The 20,473-nt window shown below is 70.5% G+C and carries 19 protein-coding genes; 8 read left to right on the top strand and 11 right to left on the bottom strand.

Annotation, left to right across the window (positions count from 1 at the left end):
• The first annotated feature begins 66 nt into the window (after window positions 1-66).
• The 4 genes from C3492_RS17320 (at window position 67) to C3492_RS17305 (ending at window position 3,977) form a co-directional block, all read left to right on the top strand.
• The gene (locus C3492_RS17320; protein ID WP_181140413.1) at window positions 67-1,458 is read left to right on the top strand and encodes an extracellular solute-binding protein; all 1,392 of its coding nucleotides are present in this window, start codon (window positions 67-69) and stop codon (window positions 1,456-1,458) included.
• Window positions 1,455-2,318 carry a carbohydrate ABC transporter permease gene (locus tag C3492_RS17315; protein ID WP_103812645.1) on the top strand — a complete coding sequence of 288 codons (864 nt, stop codon included), beginning with the start codon at window positions 1,455-1,457 and terminating at the stop codon, window positions 2,316-2,318. Before C3492_RS17320 ends, C3492_RS17315 begins: the two co-directional genes overlap by 4 nt.
• Window positions 2,318-3,145 carry a carbohydrate ABC transporter permease gene (locus tag C3492_RS17310; RefSeq protein ID WP_103812644.1) on the top strand — a complete coding sequence of 276 codons (828 nt, stop codon included), beginning with the start codon at window positions 2,318-2,320 and terminating at the stop codon, window positions 3,143-3,145. Before C3492_RS17315 ends, C3492_RS17310 begins: the two co-directional genes overlap by 1 nt.
• 142 nt (window positions 3,146-3,287) lie before the next feature.
• Entirely contained in the window at window positions 3,288-3,977 is a 690-nt protein-coding gene (locus tag C3492_RS17305) for a helix-turn-helix transcriptional regulator (protein WP_258055743.1), read from the top strand.
• Here C3492_RS17305 and C3492_RS17300 read toward each other — a convergent pair.
• Window positions 3,974-4,999, bottom strand: coding sequence for an ATP-dependent 6-phosphofructokinase (locus tag C3492_RS17300; RefSeq protein ID WP_103812642.1), 1,026 nt, complete (start codon window positions 4,997-4,999; stop codon window positions 3,974-3,976). The genes C3492_RS17305 and C3492_RS17300 overlap by 4 nt on opposite strands.
• A gap of 192 nt (window positions 5,000-5,191) precedes the next feature.
• On the opposite strand from C3492_RS17300, the gene pta reads away from it, so the two are divergent.
• From pta to pyk, 3 genes are all read left to right on the top strand, one after another.
• A complete protein-coding gene (gene pta / locus C3492_RS17295) occupies window positions 5,192-7,294 on the top strand; it encodes a phosphate acetyltransferase (protein ID WP_103812641.1) in 2,103 nt (700 codons plus the stop codon).
• The gene (locus C3492_RS17290) at window positions 7,291-8,502 is read left to right on the top strand and encodes an acetate kinase (RefSeq protein WP_103812640.1); all 1,212 of its coding nucleotides are present in this window, start codon (window positions 7,291-7,293) and stop codon (window positions 8,500-8,502) included. The genes pta and C3492_RS17290 overlap by 4 nt, the downstream gene beginning before the upstream one ends.
• Window positions 8,503-8,586: 84 nt before the next feature.
• Window positions 8,587-10,014, top strand: a complete 1,428-nt coding sequence (pyk, locus tag C3492_RS17285; RefSeq protein ID WP_103812639.1) for a pyruvate kinase — start codon at window positions 8,587-8,589, stop codon at window positions 10,012-10,014.
• Window positions 10,015-10,110: 96 nt separating this feature from the next.
• Here pyk and C3492_RS17280 read toward each other — a convergent pair whose 3' ends face one another.
• The 4 genes from C3492_RS17280 to C3492_RS17260 all read right to left on the bottom strand — a co-directional run bounded on the left by C3492_RS17280 (window position 10,111) and on the right by C3492_RS17260 (window position 14,472).
• Entirely contained in the window at window positions 10,111-11,541 is a 1,431-nt protein-coding gene (locus tag C3492_RS17280) for a hypothetical protein (protein WP_181140412.1), read from the bottom strand.
• On the bottom strand, window positions 11,531-12,121 hold the full coding sequence (locus C3492_RS17275; RefSeq protein ID WP_103812638.1) for a DUF6114 domain-containing protein: 591 nt from the start codon (window positions 12,119-12,121) through the stop codon (window positions 11,531-11,533). The genes C3492_RS17280 and C3492_RS17275 overlap by 11 nt, the downstream gene beginning before the upstream one ends.
• 116 nt (window positions 12,122-12,237) lie before the next feature.
• Entirely contained in the window at window positions 12,238-12,876 is a 639-nt protein-coding gene (locus C3492_RS17270) for a DUF6230 family protein (RefSeq protein WP_030656193.1), read from the bottom strand.
• Between the two features lie 624 nt (window positions 12,877-13,500).
• Complete coding sequence (locus C3492_RS17260; RefSeq protein WP_103812636.1) at window positions 13,501-14,472, bottom strand: tetratricopeptide repeat protein; 972 nt, start codon at window positions 14,470-14,472, stop codon at window positions 13,501-13,503.
• A 210-nt stretch (window positions 14,473-14,682) separates the two neighbouring features.
• Between C3492_RS17260 and C3492_RS17255 the strand changes: the two genes are divergently transcribed.
• Window positions 14,683-15,327, top strand: coding sequence for a TetR/AcrR family transcriptional regulator (locus tag C3492_RS17255; protein WP_103812635.1), 645 nt, complete (start codon window positions 14,683-14,685; stop codon window positions 15,325-15,327).
• A gap of 112 nt (window positions 15,328-15,439) precedes the next feature.
• Here the strand turns inward: C3492_RS17255 and C3492_RS17250 are convergent, their stop codons facing one another.
• The 6 genes from C3492_RS17250 to C3492_RS17225 form a co-directional block, all read right to left on the bottom strand.
• A complete protein-coding gene (locus C3492_RS17250; protein WP_103812634.1) occupies window positions 15,440-17,140 on the bottom strand; it encodes a methylmalonyl-CoA mutase in 1,701 nt (566 codons plus the stop codon).
• A gap of 75 nt (window positions 17,141-17,215) precedes the next feature.
• Window positions 17,216-17,554 carry a DUF3817 domain-containing protein gene (locus C3492_RS17245; protein WP_103812633.1) on the bottom strand — a complete coding sequence of 113 codons (339 nt, stop codon included), beginning with the start codon at window positions 17,552-17,554 and terminating at the stop codon, window positions 17,216-17,218.
• Window positions 17,555-17,596: 42 nt separating this feature from the next.
• Complete coding sequence (locus tag C3492_RS17240; protein ID WP_103812632.1) at window positions 17,597-18,106, bottom strand: MarR family winged helix-turn-helix transcriptional regulator; 510 nt, start codon at window positions 18,104-18,106, stop codon at window positions 17,597-17,599.
• Window positions 18,107-18,274: 168 nt separating this feature from the next.
• Window positions 18,275-18,925, bottom strand: coding sequence for a TetR/AcrR family transcriptional regulator (locus C3492_RS17235; RefSeq protein WP_103812631.1), 651 nt, complete (start codon window positions 18,923-18,925; stop codon window positions 18,275-18,277).
• Window positions 18,922-19,602, bottom strand: coding sequence for a DUF4166 domain-containing protein (locus tag C3492_RS17230; protein WP_103812630.1), 681 nt, complete (start codon window positions 19,600-19,602; stop codon window positions 18,922-18,924). The genes C3492_RS17235 and C3492_RS17230 overlap by 4 nt, the downstream gene beginning before the upstream one ends.
• A complete protein-coding gene (locus tag C3492_RS17225; protein ID WP_103812629.1) occupies window positions 19,599-20,351 on the bottom strand; it encodes a hypothetical protein in 753 nt (250 codons plus the stop codon). Before C3492_RS17225 ends, C3492_RS17230 begins: the two co-directional genes overlap by 4 nt.
• Between the last annotated feature and the right edge of the window lie 122 nt (window positions 20,352-20,473).

Below are 20,473 nucleotides of genomic sequence, written 5' to 3'. Positions count from 1 at the left end.
AGACCACTCCTCTTACCTTCACACGGCAGTCATCTCCGCGCCACCCCCACGTGTGCTCAGGAGGTCATGCCCGTGCGTCCCACCGCCGCCCACTCCCGCCGCCTCCCCCTCTCCCTCCTCCTCACCGCCGCTCTCGCCGCCACCGCCCTCACCGCCTGCGGCAGCGGTTCCGGCAGCAGCCCGGACACGATCAAGGTGTCGTACAAGCAGTCCACCGACAACTCCGTCAAGGTGATGGACACCTACCTCGCCGGGATCAAGAAGCAGTTCGAGCGCGAACACCCCGGCAAGAAGGTCGAGTTCGTGCCGATCAAGGCCCCGGACTCGGAGTACTACACCAAGCTCCAGCAGATGCTGCGCTCACCGCGCACCGCCCCGGACCTGGTCTACGAGGACACCTTCCTCATCAACTCCGACATCACCAGCGGGTACCTGAAGCCGCTCGACCCCTACCTCGCCAAGTGGCCGGACTGGGGACAGTTCATCGACACCGCGAAGGCGGCGGCCAAGGGGCAGGACGGGAAGACGTACGGTGTCCCGGACGGGACCGACACCCGCGGGCTCTGGTTCGACAGGCGGGTGTTCAAGAAGGCCGGCCTGCCGCCGGACTGGCAGCCGAAGACCTGGGACGACGTCCTCGCGGCCGCCCGGACCATCAAGCGGAAGGTCCCCGGCGTGATCCCGCTCAACGTCTACACCGGCAAGCCGGCCGGCGAGCGGGCCACCATGCAGGGCTTCGAGATGCTCCTGTACGGCACGGGCGACGGCACCCAGGACCCGCTGTACGACAGCGGCAGCAAGAAGTGGATCACCGGGTCGCAGGGCTTCAAGGACTCGCTGAAGTTCGTCGAGACCGTCTACCGGGACAAGCTCGGCCCCGACGTCTCCGACGCCCTCGACCCGAACTTCAACACCACCGTCAACGGCGAACTGCTCCCCCAGGGCAGACTCGGCATCGCCCTCGACGGCTCCTGGCTGCCGCAGGCCTGGCTGCCGGGCAGCGGGCACGAGTGGCCGGACTGGTCCGAGCAGTTGGGGCTCGCCGCCATGCCGACGCAACACGGGCAGGCGCCCGGCAAGGTGAGCATGTCCGGCGGCTGGACCTGGTCCGTCCCGGCCAAGGCCGCCAACCCCGACCTCGCCTTCGAGTTCGTCCGGACGATGCAGACGAAGGACAACGCCCGCAAGTGGTACATCGCCAACTCCGGCATCGCCGTCCGCAAGGACGTCGCCGCCGATCCGGAGTACGCCGGTGCCCAGCCCGGCATCAAGTTCTTCACCGACCTGGTGGCGAGCACCCACTACCGGCCCGCGTACCCGGCGTACCCGAAGGTGTCGACCGCCGTGCAGGAGGCCATGGAGGCGGTCACGACCGGTGACCTGTCCGTGGAGAAGGCGGCGGGCGAGTACGACGCCACGGTCAAGGACGTCACCGGCGGCCAAGTGGTCCGCAGGTGAGGCGCCGGAACCCGGCCGTCCGGGTCCTCCCGGTCGCCCCCGCCCTGGTCCTGCTGCTCCTGTTCCTCGCCGGGCCGATCGCCTACTGCGTCTGGATCGCCTTCACCGACCTCCAGCTCACCGGCCAGGCCCACTCCTCCTTCGTGGGCCTCGCGAACTTCCGCCGGGCCTTCCAGGACGACGCGTTCCTGAACGCCGTCTGGCTCACCCTGGTGTTCACGGTGCTGTCCTCGCTCGTCGGGCAGAACACCCTCGGGCTGGCCCTCGCCGCGCTGATGAAGCGGGCGTCGAAGCCCGTCCGCACCCTCACCGGCGGGGTCGTCGTCACCGCGTGGGTGCTGCCGGAGGTCGTCGCCGGGTTCCTGCTCTACGCGTTCTTCCGGCGCGAGGGCACCCTGAACGCGATCCTGGACTGGCTGCACCTGCCCCGCCAGAACTGGCTGTTCACGCTGCCCATCCTCGCGGTGTCCTTCGCCAACGTCTGGCGCGGGACGGCGTTCTCGATGCTGGTGTACTCCGCAGCCCTGGACGAGATCCCCGCCGAGATCACGGAGGCCGCCGAGGTGGACGGGGCCGGCGGCTGGCGGCGGCTGTGGCACATCACGCTGCCGATGATCCGGCGCTCCATCGGCACCAACCTCATGCTCAACACCCTCCAGACGCTCTCCGTCTTCGGGCTGATCTGGGTGATGACCCGGGGCGGGCCCGGCGACCGGAGCCAGACGCTCCCGCTGTTCATGTACGAGCAGGCGTTCCAGAACAGCATGATCGGGTACGGCACCGCGGTCGCCCTGCTCCTGCTGGTCGTCGGCTCCCTGTTCTCCGTCGTCTATCTGCGGCTGCTGCGGACGGAGGTCTGATGGCCCGCAACCGTGCCTCGCGTCGGCTCGCCGCCGACGTCTCGCTGCTGGCGGTGGCCGCCGCCTTCGCGCTACCGCTCGCCTGGGTGCTGCTGTCCGCCGTGGACCCGCACGCCGGCCTGCGGGTCAGGGTCCCCGACGGCCTCACCCTGGCCAACTTCGACGCCATCATGACCCCGGACATCACCTACACCCCGCTGCTCAACAGCCTGATCCTGTGCGGGGGCGCCACGGCGCTGACCGTCGGCTGCGCCGCCCTCGCCGCGTATCCGCTGTCCCGGTTCCGGTCCCGGCTGAACCGGCCGTTCCTGCTGACGATCCTCTTCGCGACGAGCCTGCCCATCACGGCGATCATGGTGCCGGTGTACGCCCTGTTCGTCCGGGTGAACCTCATCGACACCCTCCAGGGCACGATCCTCTTCTTCGCCGCCTCCCAACTCCCCTTCGCGATCTGGCTGATGAAGAACTTCATGGACGGCGTGCCGACGGAGCTGGAGGAGGCGGCCTGGACGGACGGGGCCTCGGCCGCGCAGTCCCTCGTCCGGATCGTGCTGCCGCTGACGGGGCCGGGGCTCGCCGTCGTGACCGTGTTCTCGTTCGTGATGATGTGGGGGAACTTCTTCGTCCCGTTCATGCTGCTGCTCACCCCGGAGCAGATGCCGGCCTCCGTGAGCATCAACGACTTCTTCGGCAACCGGGGCATGGTGGCGTACGGCCAGCTCGCCGCGTTCTCGGTGATCTACTCGACGCCGGTGATCCTGCTGTACGTCCTGGTGGCCCGGCGGCTGGGCAGCGGGTTCGCGCTCGGCGGCGCGGTCAAGGGGTGAACCGGACGGCGGTCGAGCGGTGGACCGGCGGGGTGTGGCGCCCGTTGCCCGCCGAACAGCTGGAACTGTGCGTTCCGACAATCACGGGTCCTGGCTGAACGGACCGTAGCCATCCCGTCACCGCACCCCTAGCTTGTGCCGGGTGCGCCAACCCTCAGCTCCTCGGTTCAACGCCCCGGCGGCCCGCCGGCTGCGCGCCGCGCTCGGCATGGGCCCCGAGCACGTCGCGTACGGCATGCGGGCCTCGTACGGGCTGCCGTACGTCACACCCGATCTGGTGATCGCCTGGGAACGCGGTGCCGTCGCCCCGGGCCATGCCGAACTGACCGCTCTCGCGGGCGTGCTGTGGTGTTCCCCGGGCGAACTCCTCGGCCGCCCGCGGACCCTGGGCGAGCATCGCATCGCCCGTGCCGTCGCGCCCGAGGACGTCGCCCGTGCCGTCGGCATGGACGTGCGCTCGTATCTGCGGATGGAGGAGAGCGGGCGGTGGCGGGGCAACGAGCGCCAGTCGGCCGCGCTCGCCCAGGTCCTCGGACTCGCCCTGCCCGACCTCGTCACCGTCACCGGCCGCGAGGCGACCCTCGCCGGCCTGCTGCACAGCGCGGTGACCACCCGCTGGCGGGCCTATGTGCGGCCGGTGCGCAAGCTGGTACCCCTGGACCCGGACGTCCTGGAAGGCGCGCTCCAGGAGCTCCACGAGGACTACCAGGGGCACATGGCCGCCACCCTCAGCTGGGGTGGCGGCGGCAGGAGCGCCAGCGAGTCCGGGCGGGAGTTCCTGGACCGGATCGTGGAGAACTTCTGGACGGCGGTGGAGAAGCGGACCGCCTAGAAGACCGACTCCGCCTCGTCCATCCGGTCCTTCGGCACGGTCTTCAGCTCGGTGACGGCCTCCGCGAGCGGCACCATCACGATGTCGGTGCCGCGCAGCGCGGTCATCCTGCCGAACTCGCCGCGGTGGGCGGCCTCGACGGCGTGCCAGCCGAAGCGGGTGGCGAGGACACGGTCGTACGCGGTGGGGACACCGCCGCGCTGGACGTGACCGAGGATGACCGGCTTGGCCTCCTTGCCCAGGCGCCGCTCCAGCTCGTACGCCAGCGCGGTGCCGATGCCCTGGAAGCGCTCGTGGCCGTACTGGTCGATCTCGCCCTTGCCGTAGTCCATGGTGCCCTCGGCGGGGTGGGCGCCCTCGGCGACGCAGATGACGGCGAACTTCTTGCCGCGGGCGAACCGCTCCTCGACCATCTTTACCAGGTCGGCGGGGTCGAAGGGGCGCTCGGGCAGGCAGATGCCGTGGGCGCCGGCGGCCATGCCGGACTCCAGGGCGATCCAGCCGGCGTGCCGGCCCATGACCTCCACGACCATCACCCGCTGGTGGGACTCGGCCGTGGTCTTCAGGCGGTCCATCGCCTCCGTCGCCACGCCGACGGCCGTGTCGAAGCCGAAGGTGCGGTCGGTGGAGGAGATGTCGTTGTCGATGGTCTTGGGCACGCCGACGACGGGGAGACCGGCGTCGGAGAGCATCCGGGCGGCCGTCAGGGTGCCCTCGCCGCCGATCGGGATCAGCGCGTCGATGCCGAACTCCTCGACCATGTCGGCAGCGCCCTCGCAGGCCTCGCGCAGCCGGTCGCGCTCCAGCCGGGAGGAGCCGAGGATGGTGCCGCCGCGGGCCAGGATGCCGCTGACCGCGTCCAGGTCGAGGGTGCGGTAGTGACGGTCGAGCAGACCCCGGTAGCCGTCCTCGAAACCGATGACCTCGTCGCCGTACTGCGCCACCGCCCGGTGCACGACCGACCGGATCACGGCGTTCAGGCCGGGGCAGTCGCCGCCTGCGGTGAGAACTCCGATGCGCATCGTGCTGTGTCTCCTGCTCGCTGTCGGTGCCGGTGAGCCGCTGTCGATTCTTTCACGTCCACCGGGCCAGTGAGATCCTGACGGGCGCCTTATCCGTCGAGAGGGGTATTGTCAAGAGGGTTCTGCTCACCTCGGTGAGCGATTTTTATGCCGCAGAGGCGACGAAAGCGACATGAGGAACGGAGTGGACACGTGACGCGCAGCGTGTACGTGACCGGGATCGACCGCGGTGACGGACGCCAGGTCGTGGAGCTGGGGGTCATGGAACTCCTGACCCGGCAGGTCGACCGGGTGGGCGTGTTCCGTCCGCTCGTCCACGACGGTCCGGATCGCCTGTTCGAGCTACTGCGGTCCCGGTACCGCCTCGCGCAGGACCCGGCGACCGTCTACGGCATGGACTACCACCAGGCGTCCGCGCTCCAGGCCGAACAGGGCACCGACGAGCTGGTCTCCGCCCTGGTCGACCGCTTCCACCTGGTGGCCCGGGACTACGACGTGGTCCTCGTCCTCGGCACCGACTACGCCGGCACCCAGCTCCCGGACGAGCTGTCGCTGAACGCCCGGCTCGCCAACGAGTTCGGCGCGTCCGTCATCCCGGTGGTCGGGGGCCGCAAGCAGTCCGCCGAGTCCGTGCTGGCCGAGACCCGCAACGCCTACCGCGCCTACGACGGCCTCGGCTGCGACGTGCTCGCCATGGTCGCCAACCGGGTGGCCCGCGAGGACCGCGACGAGATCGCCGAGCGGCTCGCGGACCGGTTGCCGGTGCCGACGTACGTGGTCCCCGACGAGCCCGCCCTGTCCGCCCCGACGGTCGCGCAGATCGCCCAGGCCCTCGGCGCGAAGGTGCTCCTCGGCGACGACTCCGGGCTCGCCCGGGACGCCCTCGGCTTCGTCTTCGGCGGCGCGATGCTGCCGAACCTCCTCGGCGCCCTGACCCCTGGATGCCTGGTCATCACCCCGGGCGACCGCGCCGACCTGGTCGTCGGCTCGCTCGCCGCGCACAGCGCCGGCACCCCGCCGATAGCCGGTGTGCTGCTCACCCTGGACGAGGTGCCGAGCCACGAGATCCTCACCCTCGCCGCCCGCCTCGCCCCCGGCACCCCGGTGCTCTCGGTGGCCGGCAACAGCTTCCCCACCGCCGAGCAGCTGTTCTCCCTGGAGGGCAAGCTGAACGCGGCCACCCCGCGCAAGGCGGAGACCGCACTCGGCCTGTTCGAGCGGTACACCGACACCACCGACCTGGCCCGCCGGGTCTCGGCGCCGAGCAGCGACCGGGTCACCCCGATGATGTTCGAGCACAAGCTGCTGGAGCAGGCCCGCTCCGACAAGCGGCGGGTCGTGCTGCCGGAGGGCACGGAGGAGCGGGTGCTGCACGCGGCCGAGGTGCTGCTGCGCCGGGGCGTGTGCGACCTGACCCTGCTGGGCCCGGTCGACCAGATCCGCAAGAAGGCCGCCGACCTCGGCATCGACCTCGGTGACACCCAGTTGATCGACCCGGCCACCTCCGAGCTGCGCGACTCCTTCGCCGAGAAGTACGCGGCCCTGCGCGCCCACAAGGGCGTCACGGTCGAGCTGGCCTACGACGTCGTGTCGGACGTCAACTACTTCGGCACCCTGATGGTCCAGGAGGGCCTGGCCGACGGCATGGTGTCCGGCTCGGTGCACTCCACGGCGGCCACCATCCGGCCCGCCTTCGAGATCATCAAGACCAAACCGGACGCCTCGATCGTCTCGTCCGTGTTCTTCATGTGCCTGGCCGACAAGGTGCTGGTCTACGGCGACTGCGCGGTCAACCCGGACCCGGACGCCGAGCAGCTCGCGGACATCGCCATCCAGTCGGCGACGACGGCCGCGCGGTTCGGCGTGGAGCCGCGGATCGCGATGCTGTCGTACTCCACGGGTACGTCCGGGTCGGGTGCCGACGTCGACAAGGTGCGCGAGGCCACCGAGCTGGCCCGCTCGCGCCGGCCCGACCTGAAGATCGAGGGCCCGATCCAGTACGACGCGGCCGTCGAGCCGTCCGTCGCCGCGACCAAGCTGCCCGGCTCCGAGGTCGCCGGGCAGGCCAGCGTGCTGATCTTCCCCGACCTCAACACCGGCAACAACACCTACAAGGCCGTGCAGCGCTCGGCCGGCGCGATCGCCGTCGGCCCGGTGCTCCAGGGTCTGCGCAAGCCGGTCAACGACCTGTCCCGGGGCGCGCTCGTCCAGGACATCGTCAACACCGTCGCCATCACGGCGATCCAGGCCCAGAGCCCCGCCCAGACCCCCAGCGAGAAGGCGTCCCAGCAGTGACCTCCCCCACCCGTGTCCTCGTCCTCAACTCCGGCTCCTCGTCCGTGAAGTACCAGCTGCTGGACATGCGGGACAGCAGCCGGCTCGCGGTGGGCCTGGTCGAGCGGATCGGCGAGCAGACCTCCCGGATCGAGCACACCTGCCTCACCAGCGGCGACACCCGTGAGCACACCGGGCCGATCGCCGACCACGACGCCGCCCTCAAGGCGGTCGCCGAGGAGCTGACCCGGGACGGTCTGGGCCTGGACTCGCCCGAGCTGGCTGCGATCGGCCACCGGGTGGTGCACGGCGGGATGTTCTTCACCGAGCCCACCGTCATCGACGACGAGGTGCTCACCGAGATCGAGCGGCTGATCCCGGTCGCCCCGCTGCACAACCCGGCCAACCTCACCGGCATCCGCACCGCGCAGGCGCTCCGCCCGGACCTGCCGCAGGTCGCCGTCTTCGACACCGCGTTCCACACGACGATGCCGGAGCCGGCGGCGCGCTACGCGATCGACCCGAAGATCGCCGACCGCCACCGCATCCGCCGCTACGGTTTCCACGGCACCTCGCACGCGTACGTCTCCCGGGAGACCGCACGGCTGCTGGGCAAGGACCCGTCCGAGGTCAACGTGATCGTGCTGCACCTGGGCAACGGCGCCTCCGCCTCCGCGGTGCAGAAGGGCCGTTGCGTGGACACCTCCATGGGACTGACCCCCTTGGAGGGGCTGGTGATGGGTACGCGATCCGGTGATCTGGATCCGGCCGTCATCTTCCATTTGGCCCGGGTTGGGGATATGTCCATGGACGAGATCGACACTCTTCTCAACAAGAGGAGCGGCCTGTTCGGTCTGTGCGGGGACAACGACATGCGGGAGATCCGCCGCCGGATCGACGAGGGCGACGAAGAGGCCGCGCTCGCCTTCGAGATTTACATTCACCGGATCAAGAAGTACATCGGCGCCTATTACGCCGTGCTCGGCACGGTGGACGCGGTGGCCTTCACCGCCGGGGTCGGCGAGAACGCGGCACCGGTGCGGGAGGCGGCGATCGCGGGGCTGACGGGCCTGGGCCTGGCGGTCGACCCCGAGCGGAACGCCGTGCGCGGCGGCGGACCGCGGCTGATTTCGCCGGAGTCCGCCCGGGTGGCGGTCGCGGTGGTGCCGACGGATGAAGAACTGGAGATCGCGACGCAGACCTACGCACTGGTCGGAAAGAACAACTGAATAGCACCTGAGCGGTGCGGCACTCATTTGTATCTTCCGCCAGACGGAATATTCCGTAGCGAAACAAACCGATAGGATCGCCCCATGCGCCGTTCGAAAATCGTCTGTACTCTCGGCCCCGCGGTCGACTCCCACGAGATGCTCGTCGCCATGATCGAGGCGGGCATGAACGTGGCCCGGTTCAACTTCAGCCACGGCACCCACGCCGAGCACCAGGCGCGGTACGACCGCGTCCGGGCCGCCTCCAAGGAGACCGGCCGTCCCATCGGCGTCCTCGCCGACCTTCAGGGCCCGAAGATCCGTCTGGAGACCTTCGCCGAGGGTCCGGTCGAGCTGGAGCGCGGTGACGAGTTCGTCATCACCACCGAGGACGTGCCGGGTGACAAGCACATCTGCGGTACGACGTACAAGGGGCTGCCGGGCGACGTCTCACGCGGCGACCAGGTCCTGATCAACGACGGCAACGTCGAGCTGAAGGTCCTGGACGTCGAGGGCCCGCGGGTGAAGACGATCGTCATCGAGGGCGGTGTCGTCTCCGACCACAAGGGCATCAACCTGCCCGGCGCGGCCGTCAACGTCCCCGCGCTGAGCGAGAAGGACGTCGAGGACCTGCGGTTCGCCCTCCGCATGGGCTGCGACCTGGTCGCGCTGTCCTTCGTCCGGGACGCCAAGGACGTCCACGACGTCCACCGCGTCATGGACGAGGAGGGCCGCCGCGTCCCCGTCATCGCCAAGGTGGAGAAGCCCCAGGCGGTGGAGAACATGGAGGACGTCGTGATGGCGTTCGACGGCGTGATGGTCGCCCGCGGTGACCTCGCCGTCGAGTACCCGCTCGAAAAGGTCCCCATGGTGCAGAAACGCCTGATCGAGCTGTGCCGGCGCAACGCCAAGCCGGTGATCGTCGCGACCCAGATGATGGAGTCGATGATCACCAACTCGCGTCCGACCCGCGCCGAGGCCTCCGACGTCGCCAACGCGATCCTGGACGGCGCCGACGCGGTCATGCTGTCGGCCGAGTCCAGCGTGGGCGCGTACCCGGTCGAGACGGTCAAGACCATGTCGAAGATCGTCACCGCGGCCGAGCAGGAGCTGCTCTCCAAGGGACTCCAGCCCCTCGTCCCCGGCAAGAAGCCGCGCACGCAGGGCGGTTCGGTGGCCCGTGCCGCCGCCGAGATCGCCGACTTCCTCGGCGGCAAGGGCCTGGTCGCCTTCACGCAGTCCGGTGACACCGCCCGCCGGCTCTCCCGCTACCGCGCGATCCAGCCGATCATCGCCTTCACCACGGACGAGGGCACCCGCAACCAGCTCACCCTGAGCTGGGGCGTGGAGTCGCACGTCGTGCCGTTCGTGAACACCACCGACGAGATGGTCGACCTGGTGGACCAGGAGATCGCGCGGCTCGGCCGCTTCGAGACGGGCGACACCCTCATCATCACCGCCGGCTCGCCCCCCGGGGTCCCCGGCACCACCAACATGCTCCGCGTCCACCACCTGGGCACCCAGAGCAAGTGACCCGTCCGGCAAGGGTCTTGTGAGGCACCGAGGGCGCCCCCGCGCAGGGGGGCGCCCTCGGTGTTGTGCGGCTCCCGAACTGGCTTGTACGACCGCTCAGTCGGTCGTGTACACGTGCATGCCGGGCACGTGCAGGTTGCCGCCGAACTGGGCCGCCTGGGTCACCTTGACGTTGGTGAAGTAGATCAGCGGGATGTTCAGCGGCGGCGGGCTGTCGGGGCTGAAGGTCACCGGGATCAGCCCGAACAGGTTGCCGGAGATGCTCTCGGTGTACATCACCGTGTCGCCGCCGGTGATGGTGGACGTCGAGCCCTTGGCCGCCTGGACGTGGTACGTCTTGTTCGCCTGCTTGTCCTTCACCGTCTGGTGCAGGTCGCCGATGTCGGTGCCGCCGGAGATGACGTACTTCAGCACCTTCTTGGTGGTGCCGCCCGCCGTCTTCACCTCGACGATGCCCTGGTAGTCGGCGCCCTTGAGGAGCAGGGAGCTGGCGTTCAGGTACCAGGGGTCGTCCGCCACCAGCACCTTGTTGTCGACGCCGCCCTCGTCGTCCGTGGCCACCGGGCAGTCGTCGGCGGAGGCGGACTCGCTCGCGGACGGGTCCGGCGTGTCCGCCCCGGTCGCGTCACCGGCCGCCTTCGTGGCGTCCCCGGCCGTCCTGGAGACGGTGCCGGTGGTGCCGCCGACGGTGTCCTTGACCGTGTCCGTGGCCTTCTTCACCGTGTCCTTGACGGTGTCGGAGGTGCCGCCGGACTCCTTGCCGCCGCCCGACTCCTTGCCGCCGCCGGACGAGGTGTCCGTGGACGGGGTGTCCGTGGCGGACGACTGGGACGCGGACGGTGTCGGGGTCGGCGTCTGCGACGACGTACCCGAGTCCTTGCCGCCGCCGGTGAGGAGGTCACCGAGCGTGTCGCCGATGGTGTCGAGGACGTTCCCGCCACCGCTCTGGGTCTGCGACTGCGTCGGCGTGGTCGTGTCGGCGCCGGCGGAACCCGAACCGGAGTCCGAGGAACCGGAGTCCGACGAACCGGAGTCCGCGGAGCCGGAGCCCGAGCCGGAGTCGGGGTCGGAGGACCCCGAGGTCGCGGTCGGCTCGGGCGTGTCCTTGCCGTCGGAACCTGAATCCGACGAAGAGGTGCCGCCCGACTCCTGCGTCTTCCCGCTCCCGGCGGTCTCCGACGGCGACGGCGCGGCCGTCGTGCTCTGGGACGGGGACGGCGACGGTGAGGCCGAGGGGTCCTTGGAGCCGTCGTCCAGCGCCTTCACGCAGTCCTTGTACTCGTCGGCCGTCAGGCTCTTCGCCGACGTCGACGGGGCCGGGCTGCCGTTGTTGTCGGCGAGGGCGAGCGTGGAGGTGAAGCCCATGCCCATGAGCACCGCCGTGGGCATGGCCACCGAGGCTATCGCCTTGCCGGCCGGCATGTGGAACCTGGTGAACAGCGGCTTTCTGGGGGCCGCGTGGCGGGGCCCGGTTCTCGCGCGGGACCCGTCCACGTCGGTCCCGCGGGTCACCTCGTCAGCCGGCACTGTGCCTCCCGTTCGCCCCGTTGGCCGGGCTCGTTCCTGACAGGTCGTTCTCCCACGGCGCCTTGTACGGCCCGGCCGGGCCGGCGTCGGCCGCCGGGGCCGTGCCCTGGTGCGGCAGCGGAGCCGTGTCGGGGGTACCGCCCTCGTCCGGGGTGGCCTCGGCCGGCGGCTGCTCCTGCGGAGGCGTGCCCGGCGCCCAGGCCACGGCCAGCGCTCCGCCGACCAGGGCGAGCAGGAAGCCCATGACGAAGCCGCCGAAGTTGGACACGGGGATGGACACCAGCGCGAGCAGGATCGCGGCGACGCCCGCGAAGGTCCGTACGTGCTTCTGGAACCAGAGGCTGATGCCCAGGACGATGAGCAGCACACCGATGATCAGGGACCCGGCTCCCGCGGTGGTCGCCATGGCCAGCGTCAGGTGTCCGAGCTGGAGGTGGGCGTACGGGAAGTACATGATCGGAAAGCCGCCGAGCATGACGAACAGACCGGCCCAGAACGGCCGCGTGCCCCGCCAGGCGCGGAACTGCAGCCTCCGGCGGGTGAACTGGCCGGGTGCGGCGGCAGGAGTCTCGGCGCTCATGGAAAACAGCTCCCTGGTGCGGCGTTGCTGTGGTGGTGATGTGTGCCGCGCGTGAGGACGCGGCCGGAGTGTTGACGGGCGGGGGCGCCACGGCTCCCCCGCCCGTCAGCGAGTGCTTAGTAGCACTCCTTGACACCCGTCGACAGCGACATCTTCAGGCCGCTGAGCTTGAAGGTTCCGGCGGTGGTGGCCCACGCCGTCTGCTTCACGTCGGACAGCGTGGCCTTGTCGGCCTGCTGGGCGAACCCGTACGGGTTGGCCTGCTCGCCGCCGCCCTTCATGCCCGGACCCTTGGAGGCGTCCTTGGCGGCCACACCGATGTCGATGTTCTCGAACGTCGCGTCGGCGTTGAGGTCGGCAACGTCGATGTAGATGTTGTCGGCCTGGACCTTCTCGGCGCCCGCGCCGCCGGCCCGCAGGATCAGGCTGACGTTGCCGAAGATCGGCACGTCGGGCGTGACCACGGACTGGCACAGGTTGGTGATCTCGGCGTGCTTGAACGCCGAGACGGCCACCGGGTGCGCCGTCTTCTTGCCGTCCAGCGTGTAGCCGCTGTCGATGGCGCCGTACTGCGAGAAGCCGGTGCCGACGAGCTGGTCGGCGGACACCTTGAACGACTGGCCGGACACGCTGAACGAGGCCGCGAGAGCGCCCTGCGCGAGGGCGACACCTATACACGCCGTGGCGGCCACGCTGGGCACCATGACCACAGCGAACCGCTTCCATCTGGTCCCGCCACGCACCTGGGACTCCATATTTCCTCCTTCTCGGACGTACATCTCCTGGCCCGGGCTCGCCCCGAATCAGCGGCTCAGCCGGGCAGGGATGGGAGAAGTGCTACGTCCTCGGGAAGGAGAGCGCCCGCGCTCGGAGGCGCGAACCGCGCCCGAATCACCGGCGATCACCCCCGAGCGACAACCACTGGTCGCGCCTGACACGCATCACGCACAACCCTGCTGGACAGGCTTCGCCGGCCGGCGAAGACCCCCCTGCCCTAGACCCGGCGCCACTGCCGCCGGCTCTGCTCGGTGGGGACCCAGAGTCTCCCGGTGACCCGACCGGCTGCCGGGGTACGGGAATGGACCGAGCGTCGCCGATCGTGGTGCATTCTCGGCCTGGACACAAGGGGGTTCGTTACTGGCTAGTAACGGGGGGATAACCGGAGGACGACCGACCGGTCTCGGAGTGCAACGCTCGGTGGCATCGAAGGGCAGAGCAAAGCCGTTGATCCCTGGACGAATCCAGACAGACCAACGGCCTCGATTTACTCGCAGTAACAGCGACCGCGATTACCAAGATTTGGTAAAGCGCGGCCGCCGTGATGCCTCGTCGGCAAACCTTTCACCCCGGCATCACAAGCCGTGGCGTTTAGCGACTGGTCAGAACAGGGCGCGCGCGAGTGCCCTGCGTGCGCCCACCACGCGAGGGTCCTCCTGGCCCACGACCTCGAACAGCTCCAGCAACCGGAGTCGTACCGCCTCCCGGTCGTCGCCCGCCGTGCGCTGCACGGTCTCGATGAGCCGTCCGAAGGCGTCCTCGACGTGCCCGCCCACCAGATCCAGGTCGGCGGCGGCGATCTGCGCCTGCGGGTCCTTCGGCTTCTCGGCTGCTTCCTGACGCACCTTCTGCGGGTCCATGCCCTGGACCCGCTGGAGCAACTCGGCCTGCGCCAGGCCCAGTTTGGCCTCCGGATGCGCCGGGTCGTCGGCCAGTACGTTCTTGTACGCCTGGACAGCCCCGCCCAGGTCGCCGGCGTCCAGCGCCTGCGCGGCGGCGTTCAGCGCGGCGTCGTACGGCCCCTCGGGCGACGCGGCCTGCGGGGCACCGCCCGGCTCCGCGTCCGGGTCGACGGTCAGACCGGTCAGCCCGAAGCGCTGCTCGGCGACCTCCACCAGCTGGTCCAGGGTCTGCCGGATCTGCTGCTCGCCGGCCACCCCCTGGAAGAGCGGCAGCGCCTGGCCCGCCACGACGGCGAACACGGCCGGGATGCCCTGGATCCCGAACTGCTGCATCAACATCTGGTTGGCGTCGACATCGATCTTGGCGAGGAGGAAGCGCCCGTTGTACTCGACGGCCAGCCGCTCCAGGACCGGGCTCAGCTGCTTGCAGGGCTGACACCACTCGGCCCAGAAGTCGATGACGACCGGGACTTCGGCGGAGCGCTGCAGGACGTCCCGCTCGAAACCCGCCTCATCGACGTCGATGACGAGATCGGCCGGGGAGACGGCCCCCGTCCCGCCCTGCCGGGCCGCTTCGGCGCGCGCCTGCTCCGCCTTGGCCTTGGCCTCCTGGGCCGCCTTCACCGCGGCGAGGTCGACGACACCGCTCATGGACATGTTCCGTGGCTGCATGCGTCTATCCTCCCCCGATCCCGCGTCTGATGGAAAAAAAGCGATGTGCGGCGCCGGGTCCCCACCCCACGCCTGGTGGTCGTCGCTCGCGTACGTCCCTCACGAGCTTTCGCTACGACCCGTAGCGTAATGCCATGAGGGCACCGCGCGACACCACACCCCGGTGATCTCCCTCACGACCGCACAGATCCCGCCGGTTATGGTCGGGGGATGCAGAGCCGCACTCCCGCCAGCCGTACCGGGCGCCCGCGCAGCGCCACCGCGGACGCCGCGATCCTGGCCGCGACCCGGGAGGCTCTGGTCGAACTCGGCTGGTCGAAACTCACCCTGGGAGACGTCGCCACGCGGGCCGGGGTTGCGAAGACGACGCTCTACCGCCGCTGGGCCGGCAAGAACGAGCTGGTCGTGGACGCGGTGGCGGAGCTCTTCGACGAGCTGGAACTCCCCGACCGCGGCAGCCTCGCCGCCGACATCGAGGGCGTCGTCCTCCAGTTCGCGGCCATCCTGGCCCGCCCGGAGGCCAAGAGCGGCCTGATGGCGGTGGTCGCCGAGGCCACCCGCGACGACGCCCTGCGCGAACGCATCCGCGCCTCCATCGTGGACCGCCAGATGCGGCTGGTCCTGGCGGGTCGCGCCCGGGCCCAGCGCCGCGGCGAACTCCCCCCGGAACCGGACCCGAGGGAAGCCGCCCGCACGGTGGACCTCATCTTCGACGTGGTCGCGGGCGCGGTGGTCCACCGCACCCTGGTCAGCGGCAAACCGGCGGACGAGAACTGGGTCCGCAGCTTCACGCGCCTGCTGCTCCATGGCCTCACGTCCCAGCCGACCGAGCAGGAGTCGACAGCAATTTCCTGACCGGCCGAGCACGGGTCGACGGCCACCTCACGGCCGACCGAGTCGGGTGGTGTGGGCACAGGCCGGGGGGCCAGGGAGCGGAGCCCCCTGGAGGCCGGCCCGACCGAGGGCACTAGAAGCCGGCCGGCTCCGTGTACACCCCCCACTCGTCCCGCAGCACCCCGCAGATCTCCCCCAGCGTCGCCTCGGCCCGCACGGCGTCCAGCATCGGCTCGATCATGTTGGCCCCGGACCGGGCCGCGGCGAGCATCGCGTCCAGCGCCCCCCGCACAGCCGCCTCGTCCCGCGCCGCCTTCCGTTCGGCGAGCACCCGCACCTGCTCCCGCTCCACCTCATGGCTGACCCGCAGGATCTCCAGGTCCCCGGTGACGGACCCGGTGTGGACGTTGACGCCGACGACCTTCTTGTCCCCCTTCTCCAGCGCCTGCTGGTACCGGAACGCGGACTCCGCGATCTCCCCGGTGAACCACCCGTCCTCGATCCCGCGCAGGATGCCGGACGTGATGGGCCCGATCGGGTGTCGCCCGTCCGGGTGAGCCCGCAGCCCCCGCTCCTTGATCTGCTCGAAGATCTTCTCCGCGTCCGCCTCCATCCGGTCCGTCAGCTGCTCGACGTACCAGGAGCCGCCCAGCGGGTCGGCCACATTGGCGACGCCGGTCTCCTCCATCAGCACCTGCTGTGTGCGCAGCGCGATCTCCGCGGCCTGCTCGGAGGGCAGGGCCAGGGTCTCGTCGAGCGCGTTGGTGTGCAGCGAGTTGGTCCCGCCGAGCACGGCCGCCAGCGCCTCCACCGCCGTACGCACCACGTTGTTGTACGGCTGCTGCGCGGTCAGCGAGACACCCGCGGTCTGCGTGTGGAACCGCAGCCACTGCGCCTTCTCGGACTTCGCGCCGTACACGTCCCGCATCCACCGCGCCCAGATCCGGCGCGCCGCCCGGAACTTGGCGATCTCCTCGAAGAAGTCGACGTGCGCGTCGAAGAAGAAGGACAGGCCGGGCGCGAAGACGTCGACGTCCAGACCGCGGCTGAGCCCCAGCTCGACGTACCCGAACCCGTCCGCCAGCGTGTACGCCAACTCCTGCGCGGCCGTGGACCCGGCCTCCCGGATGTGGTACCCGGAGACGGAGAGCGGCTTGTACGCCGGGATGCCGGCCGCGCAGTACTCCATCAGGTCGCCGATCAGCCGCAGATGGGGCTCGGGCTGGAACAGCCACTCCTTCTGGGCGATGTACTCCTTGAAGATGTCGGTCTGGAGGGTCCCGTTGAGCACCCCCGGATCGACGCCCTGCCGCTCGGCGGCGACCAGGTACATGCAGAAGACCGGTACGGCGGGCCCGCTGATGGTCATGGAGGTCGTCACGTCCCCCAGCGGGATGTCCTTGAACAGGACCTCCATGTCGGCGGCCGAGTCGATGGCGACCCCGCAGTGGCCGACCTCGCCGAGGGAACGGGGATCGTCGGAGTCCCGCCCCATGAGCGTGGGCATGTCGAAGGCGACGGACAGACCCCCGCCGCCGGCGGCGAGGATCATCTTGTACCGCTCGTTGGTCTGCTCGGCGTTGCCGAACCCGGCGAACTGCCGGATCGTCCAGGTGCGGCCGCGGTAGCCGGTCGGATGGAGCCCGCGCGTGAAGGGGTACTCCCCGGGCCAGCCGATCCGCTCGAATCCCTCGTACGTGTCGCCCGGTCGGGGCCCGTACACCGGCTCCACGGGGTCGCCGGAGAGCGTGGTGAAGTCCGCGTCGCGCTTGCGCGCGGCGTCGTAGCGGGCCTGCCAGCGGCGGCGGCCCTCCTCGATGGCGTGAGCGTCCATACCCTCGAATTTACTTGGACGTCCTAGTAAATGTCGATGGCAGACCGCCGCACGGTATCCGTACGGCGGTACCCGCTACGCCTTGGCGACGGCCGGGGCCTCGTCGGCGACCCGGGACTCCAGCTCGCGGCTGATCTTCCGCTCGACGAAGAACGCCGCGGTCGGGATCGTCCCCGCCAGCAGCACCCAGAGCTGGCGGCCGACCGGCATCCTGGCCTTGGAGCCCAGGTCGAACGCGAAGATCAGGTAGACGACGTACAGCCAGCCGTGGGCGATGGCGACGACCCGGGTGAAGTCGGCGGCACCGTCGACGTCCAGCCCGTACTTCGCGATCATGCTCAGGCAGAGCAGCACCAGCAGCACGCCGGTGGTGTAGGCCATGACGCGGTAGCGGGTCAGCACGCTTTTTTTCATGGAGCGAGCGTAACCACCCGTTCCGGGAGATCTTGCCCCGGGTCACCCCTCCTCGAAGTCGTGTGCCGCGATCCGCAGCGGTCGCAGCAGCGCGAAGATCTCCTGGCACTCCTCGGCGTCGTACGCCCCGAGCCCGAAGTCCATGGCCATCAGGTCACGGGTCGCCGCGTCGACCACCTCGCGTCCCTTGTCGGTGATGACGGCCAGCGTGCCGCGCCCGTCGTTGGGGTTGGGCCGCTTGGCGACCAGCCCGGACTTCACCAGCCGGTCCACCGTGTTCGTCACGGAGGTGGGATGCACCATCAACCGCTCACCGATCTTGGACATCGGCAGCTCACCGGCCTTGGAGAAGGTGAGCAGCACCAGCGCCTCGTACCGGGCGAACGTCAGCCCGTACGGCTTGACCACCGCGTCCACCTCGGAGAGCAGGATCTGCTGGGCCCGCATGATCGAGGTGATCGCGGCCATGGACGGCACCTTGCCCCACCGCTGCTTCCAGAGTTCGTCGGCGCGGGCGATGGGGTCGAACGGGAGGCTGAGAGGCTTCGGCACGTCATCAGACCCTACCGGCCGGTCATATGCCGGTCAGCTCCGTCTCGCCTTTCGGTCCCCGGCCGCTCACGAGCGCGTGCCGGCGGCTCCGCGCGGGGCGCCGGACCAGGGGCGCGACAAGGGCGTCACACCCGCGCGCCCGCCCGCGTACCCCGGCCGTCCGAGCGGTCAGCCGCGCCCCCGCCTGCGCAGATGGTGCCGGACGGCCCGCTGGGCGACCGGGCCCAGGGACTCCACCGCGGCCACGAGCGCGCCGAGCTGTTCCAGGGCGTCCAGCGCGGCGTGCGCCCCGGCCCCGTCCACTCCCTCGTACAGCTCGATGCCGACGAACGACGCGGCCACCGCCCGCGCCAGGCCCGCCGGGTCGGCGAACTCGCCGAAGGGGGTCGTCGCCAGCACGCGCCTGAGCACCTGCTCGATCTCGGTGATCCACAGCCGCAGCCCGTCGGCCGTCGCCGGTCCCAGTGCCGCGTGCGTCGGGGCTCCGGCCAGCAGCTGGCCGAGCAGGGCCACATGGCCGCCGGCCCGCTCGTGCTCGTGGATCTCGCGGCCGACGGCTAGGAGCTCGGCGAGCGAGCCCACCGCGGCCAGGCGCTCCCGGTACCGGGCCACGGCCTTCTCCGCGCCGTACCGGCAGGCCGCGGCGAGCAGCTCGTCCACCGATCCGAAGTGGTAGAAGACCAGCGCCTGGTTGACCCCGGCGGCCGCCGCCACCGTACGGGCCGACGTCTTGGCGATGCCCTGCTCGGTGAGCGTCCGCAGCGCGCCCTCCAGCAGCTTCGTCTTGGTCTCCTGCGCCTTCGCGGTCTCCGGGCTCACGCGCGCGCCTCCTCCCGCACCGGGCGCAGTCCGGGCCGCACGCCATGGGCGCGGACGTCGGTGTACGACGCCGTGAAGGAGCCCTCGTAGCCGAAGAGCGGTCCGAACCAGCGGTTCACCCCGCGCACCCGGACGCGGAAGCGGCCGGCCGTCTCGTCGTACGACTCCCGTACCTCGGCCGTCGCGCCGATGAGTTCGGGGACGCGGACGTCCACCGGGCCCTCCCGGAACCGGTGCGCGCCGGAGCGGATGAGCAGGGAGCCGTCGGGCTCGGCGTGGAAGTGCAGGTCGGTCGCGAGGTGCTGGTGGGTGCCGAGGTAGTCGAGGACCCGGTCGCCCCCGGGGCCGAGCACCATCTGGGCGTCGAAGCGGCGGGCGCGGCCGGGCAGCTGGAAGGTGCGCACGAAGCTCACCGTCTCACGCCCGAAGGTGTCCCTGTAGGGCACGTTCTCGATCAGGAAGGGGACGTTCCGGCCGGCCCTCGGGACCAGGATGTTCCGGGTGGCGCCCAGGGCGAGGAACGGTTTCACGAAGGCCGGCCCGTGCCAGATCCGGTCCATCACCCCCCGGCCGGTGTAGGCCTCGCCGCCGGCCAGGCCCACCGAGAAGCGGCGTCGCAGGGCGGGGTGGAGGCGCTGGAACGCCGGTCCCATGGCGGTCTGGAAGATCGAGGTCATCCGTGCTTCTCCAGGGTGCGCAGCAGGCGGGGCGCGCGGGTCCGGGTGGCGGGGGCGCGCAGGCAGCGGCGGGCGGCCGGGGTGCCGGCGAGCGGCGCCTTGAACAGGGCCAGGGCGATGCCGAGCAGGAGCAGGAGCGGGCAGAGGTAGGCCAGCGAGTCCGCGAAGGGACCGGACGGACCGGGGAGCGAGCCCCGCCCCAGTCCGGTCAGGCACAGGGCGAGGAGGAGCGCCCGGACCGTCAGTTCCGCCAGCCAGCGGTACAGGGCCCGTTCGGGGGTGATGCCCCGCTCCAGCCAGAGCCGGAGCCGGTCGAAGGACCAGGCGGTGGCCCAGCCCATGAGCGGGCGGAACAGCAGACGGTCGGCGAGGGCGCCGGGGGCTCCCCAGCGGGGGCGGTAGTCGTAACCGGTGAGGAAGCGGACGCCATGGGCGTCGGGGACGTAGCGCCAGTAACCGCTGCCCTCGGCGATCAGGGAGAGCGGGTGCGGGGAGGAGAAGCGCAGGGCGGAGGTCCGGCTGCCGTCGGGGCGCTCCTTCTCGCCGGCGGCCACGCCGGTGCCGGAGACCGCGAGGAACGGCAGCACGCGCGTGGCGTACCGGAAGCGCTGCGGTTCGCCCTCCGCGCGCGGGAGGTACTCGATCTCGGTGAAGCGCAGGTCCCAGCGCTGGTGGCGGGCGGGGTCCTGGGTGCGGGCCCAGAGCTCATCGAGGTCGGCGCGAATGTGCGTCTCTATGTAGAGACCCATGTGTTCCCCCACGTGGCACGGAGTTTGAGCGACTGCTCAAATCGTCTGGCGCCGAACGTACACCGTTTTGAGCGGTCGCTCAAAGAGCTGGCACAAGAAAACCCCGGCCCTGGGACCGGGGT

This window comes from Streptomyces sp. Ru62 (assembly GCF_002920615.1).
Classification (GTDB): Bacteria; Actinomycetota; Actinomycetes; order Streptomycetales; family Streptomycetaceae; genus Streptomyces.
This window is presented reverse-complemented; position numbering and strand designations above follow the sequence as displayed.

What these genes read in the sequence shown, in the direction of transcription:
- C3492_RS17310 (WP_103812644.1), top strand. Translation starts at nt 2,318, where the DNA reads ATGGCCCGCAACCGTGCCTCGCGTCGGCTCGCCGCCGACGTCTCGCTG.
- C3492_RS17245 (WP_103812633.1), bottom strand. Translation starts at nt 17,554, where the DNA reads ATGAAAAAAAGCGTGCTGACCCGCTACCGCGTCATGGCCTACACCACC.
- C3492_RS17255 (WP_103812635.1), top strand. Translation starts at nt 14,683, where the DNA reads ATGCAGAGCCGCACTCCCGCCAGCCGTACCGGGCGCCCGCGCAGCGCC.
- C3492_RS17320 (WP_181140413.1), top strand. Translation starts at nt 67, where the DNA reads ATGCCCGTGCGTCCCACCGCCGCCCACTCCCGCCGCCTCCCCCTCTCC.
- pyk (WP_103812639.1), top strand. Translation starts at nt 8,587, where the DNA reads ATGCGCCGTTCGAAAATCGTCTGTACTCTCGGCCCCGCGGTCGACTCC.
- C3492_RS17300 (WP_103812642.1), bottom strand. Translation starts at nt 4,999, where the DNA reads ATGCGCATCGGAGTTCTCACCGCAGGCGGCGACTGCCCCGGCCTGAAC.
- C3492_RS17250 (WP_103812634.1), bottom strand. Translation starts at nt 17,140, where the DNA reads ATGGACGCTCACGCCATCGAGGAGGGCCGCCGCCGCTGGCAGGCCCGC.
- C3492_RS17230 (WP_103812630.1), bottom strand. Translation starts at nt 19,602, where the DNA reads ATGACCTCGATCTTCCAGACCGCCATGGGACCGGCGTTCCAGCGCCTC.
- C3492_RS17270 (WP_030656193.1), bottom strand. Translation starts at nt 12,876, where the DNA reads ATGGAGTCCCAGGTGCGTGGCGGGACCAGATGGAAGCGGTTCGCTGTG.
- C3492_RS17260 (WP_103812636.1), bottom strand. Translation starts at nt 14,472, where the DNA reads ATGCAGCCACGGAACATGTCCATGAGCGGTGTCGTCGACCTCGCCGCG.
- C3492_RS17275 (WP_103812638.1), bottom strand. Translation starts at nt 12,121, where the DNA reads ATGAGCGCCGAGACTCCTGCCGCCGCACCCGGCCAGTTCACCCGCCGG.
- C3492_RS17225 (WP_103812629.1), bottom strand. Translation starts at nt 20,351, where the DNA reads ATGGGTCTCTACATAGAGACGCACATTCGCGCCGACCTCGATGAGCTC.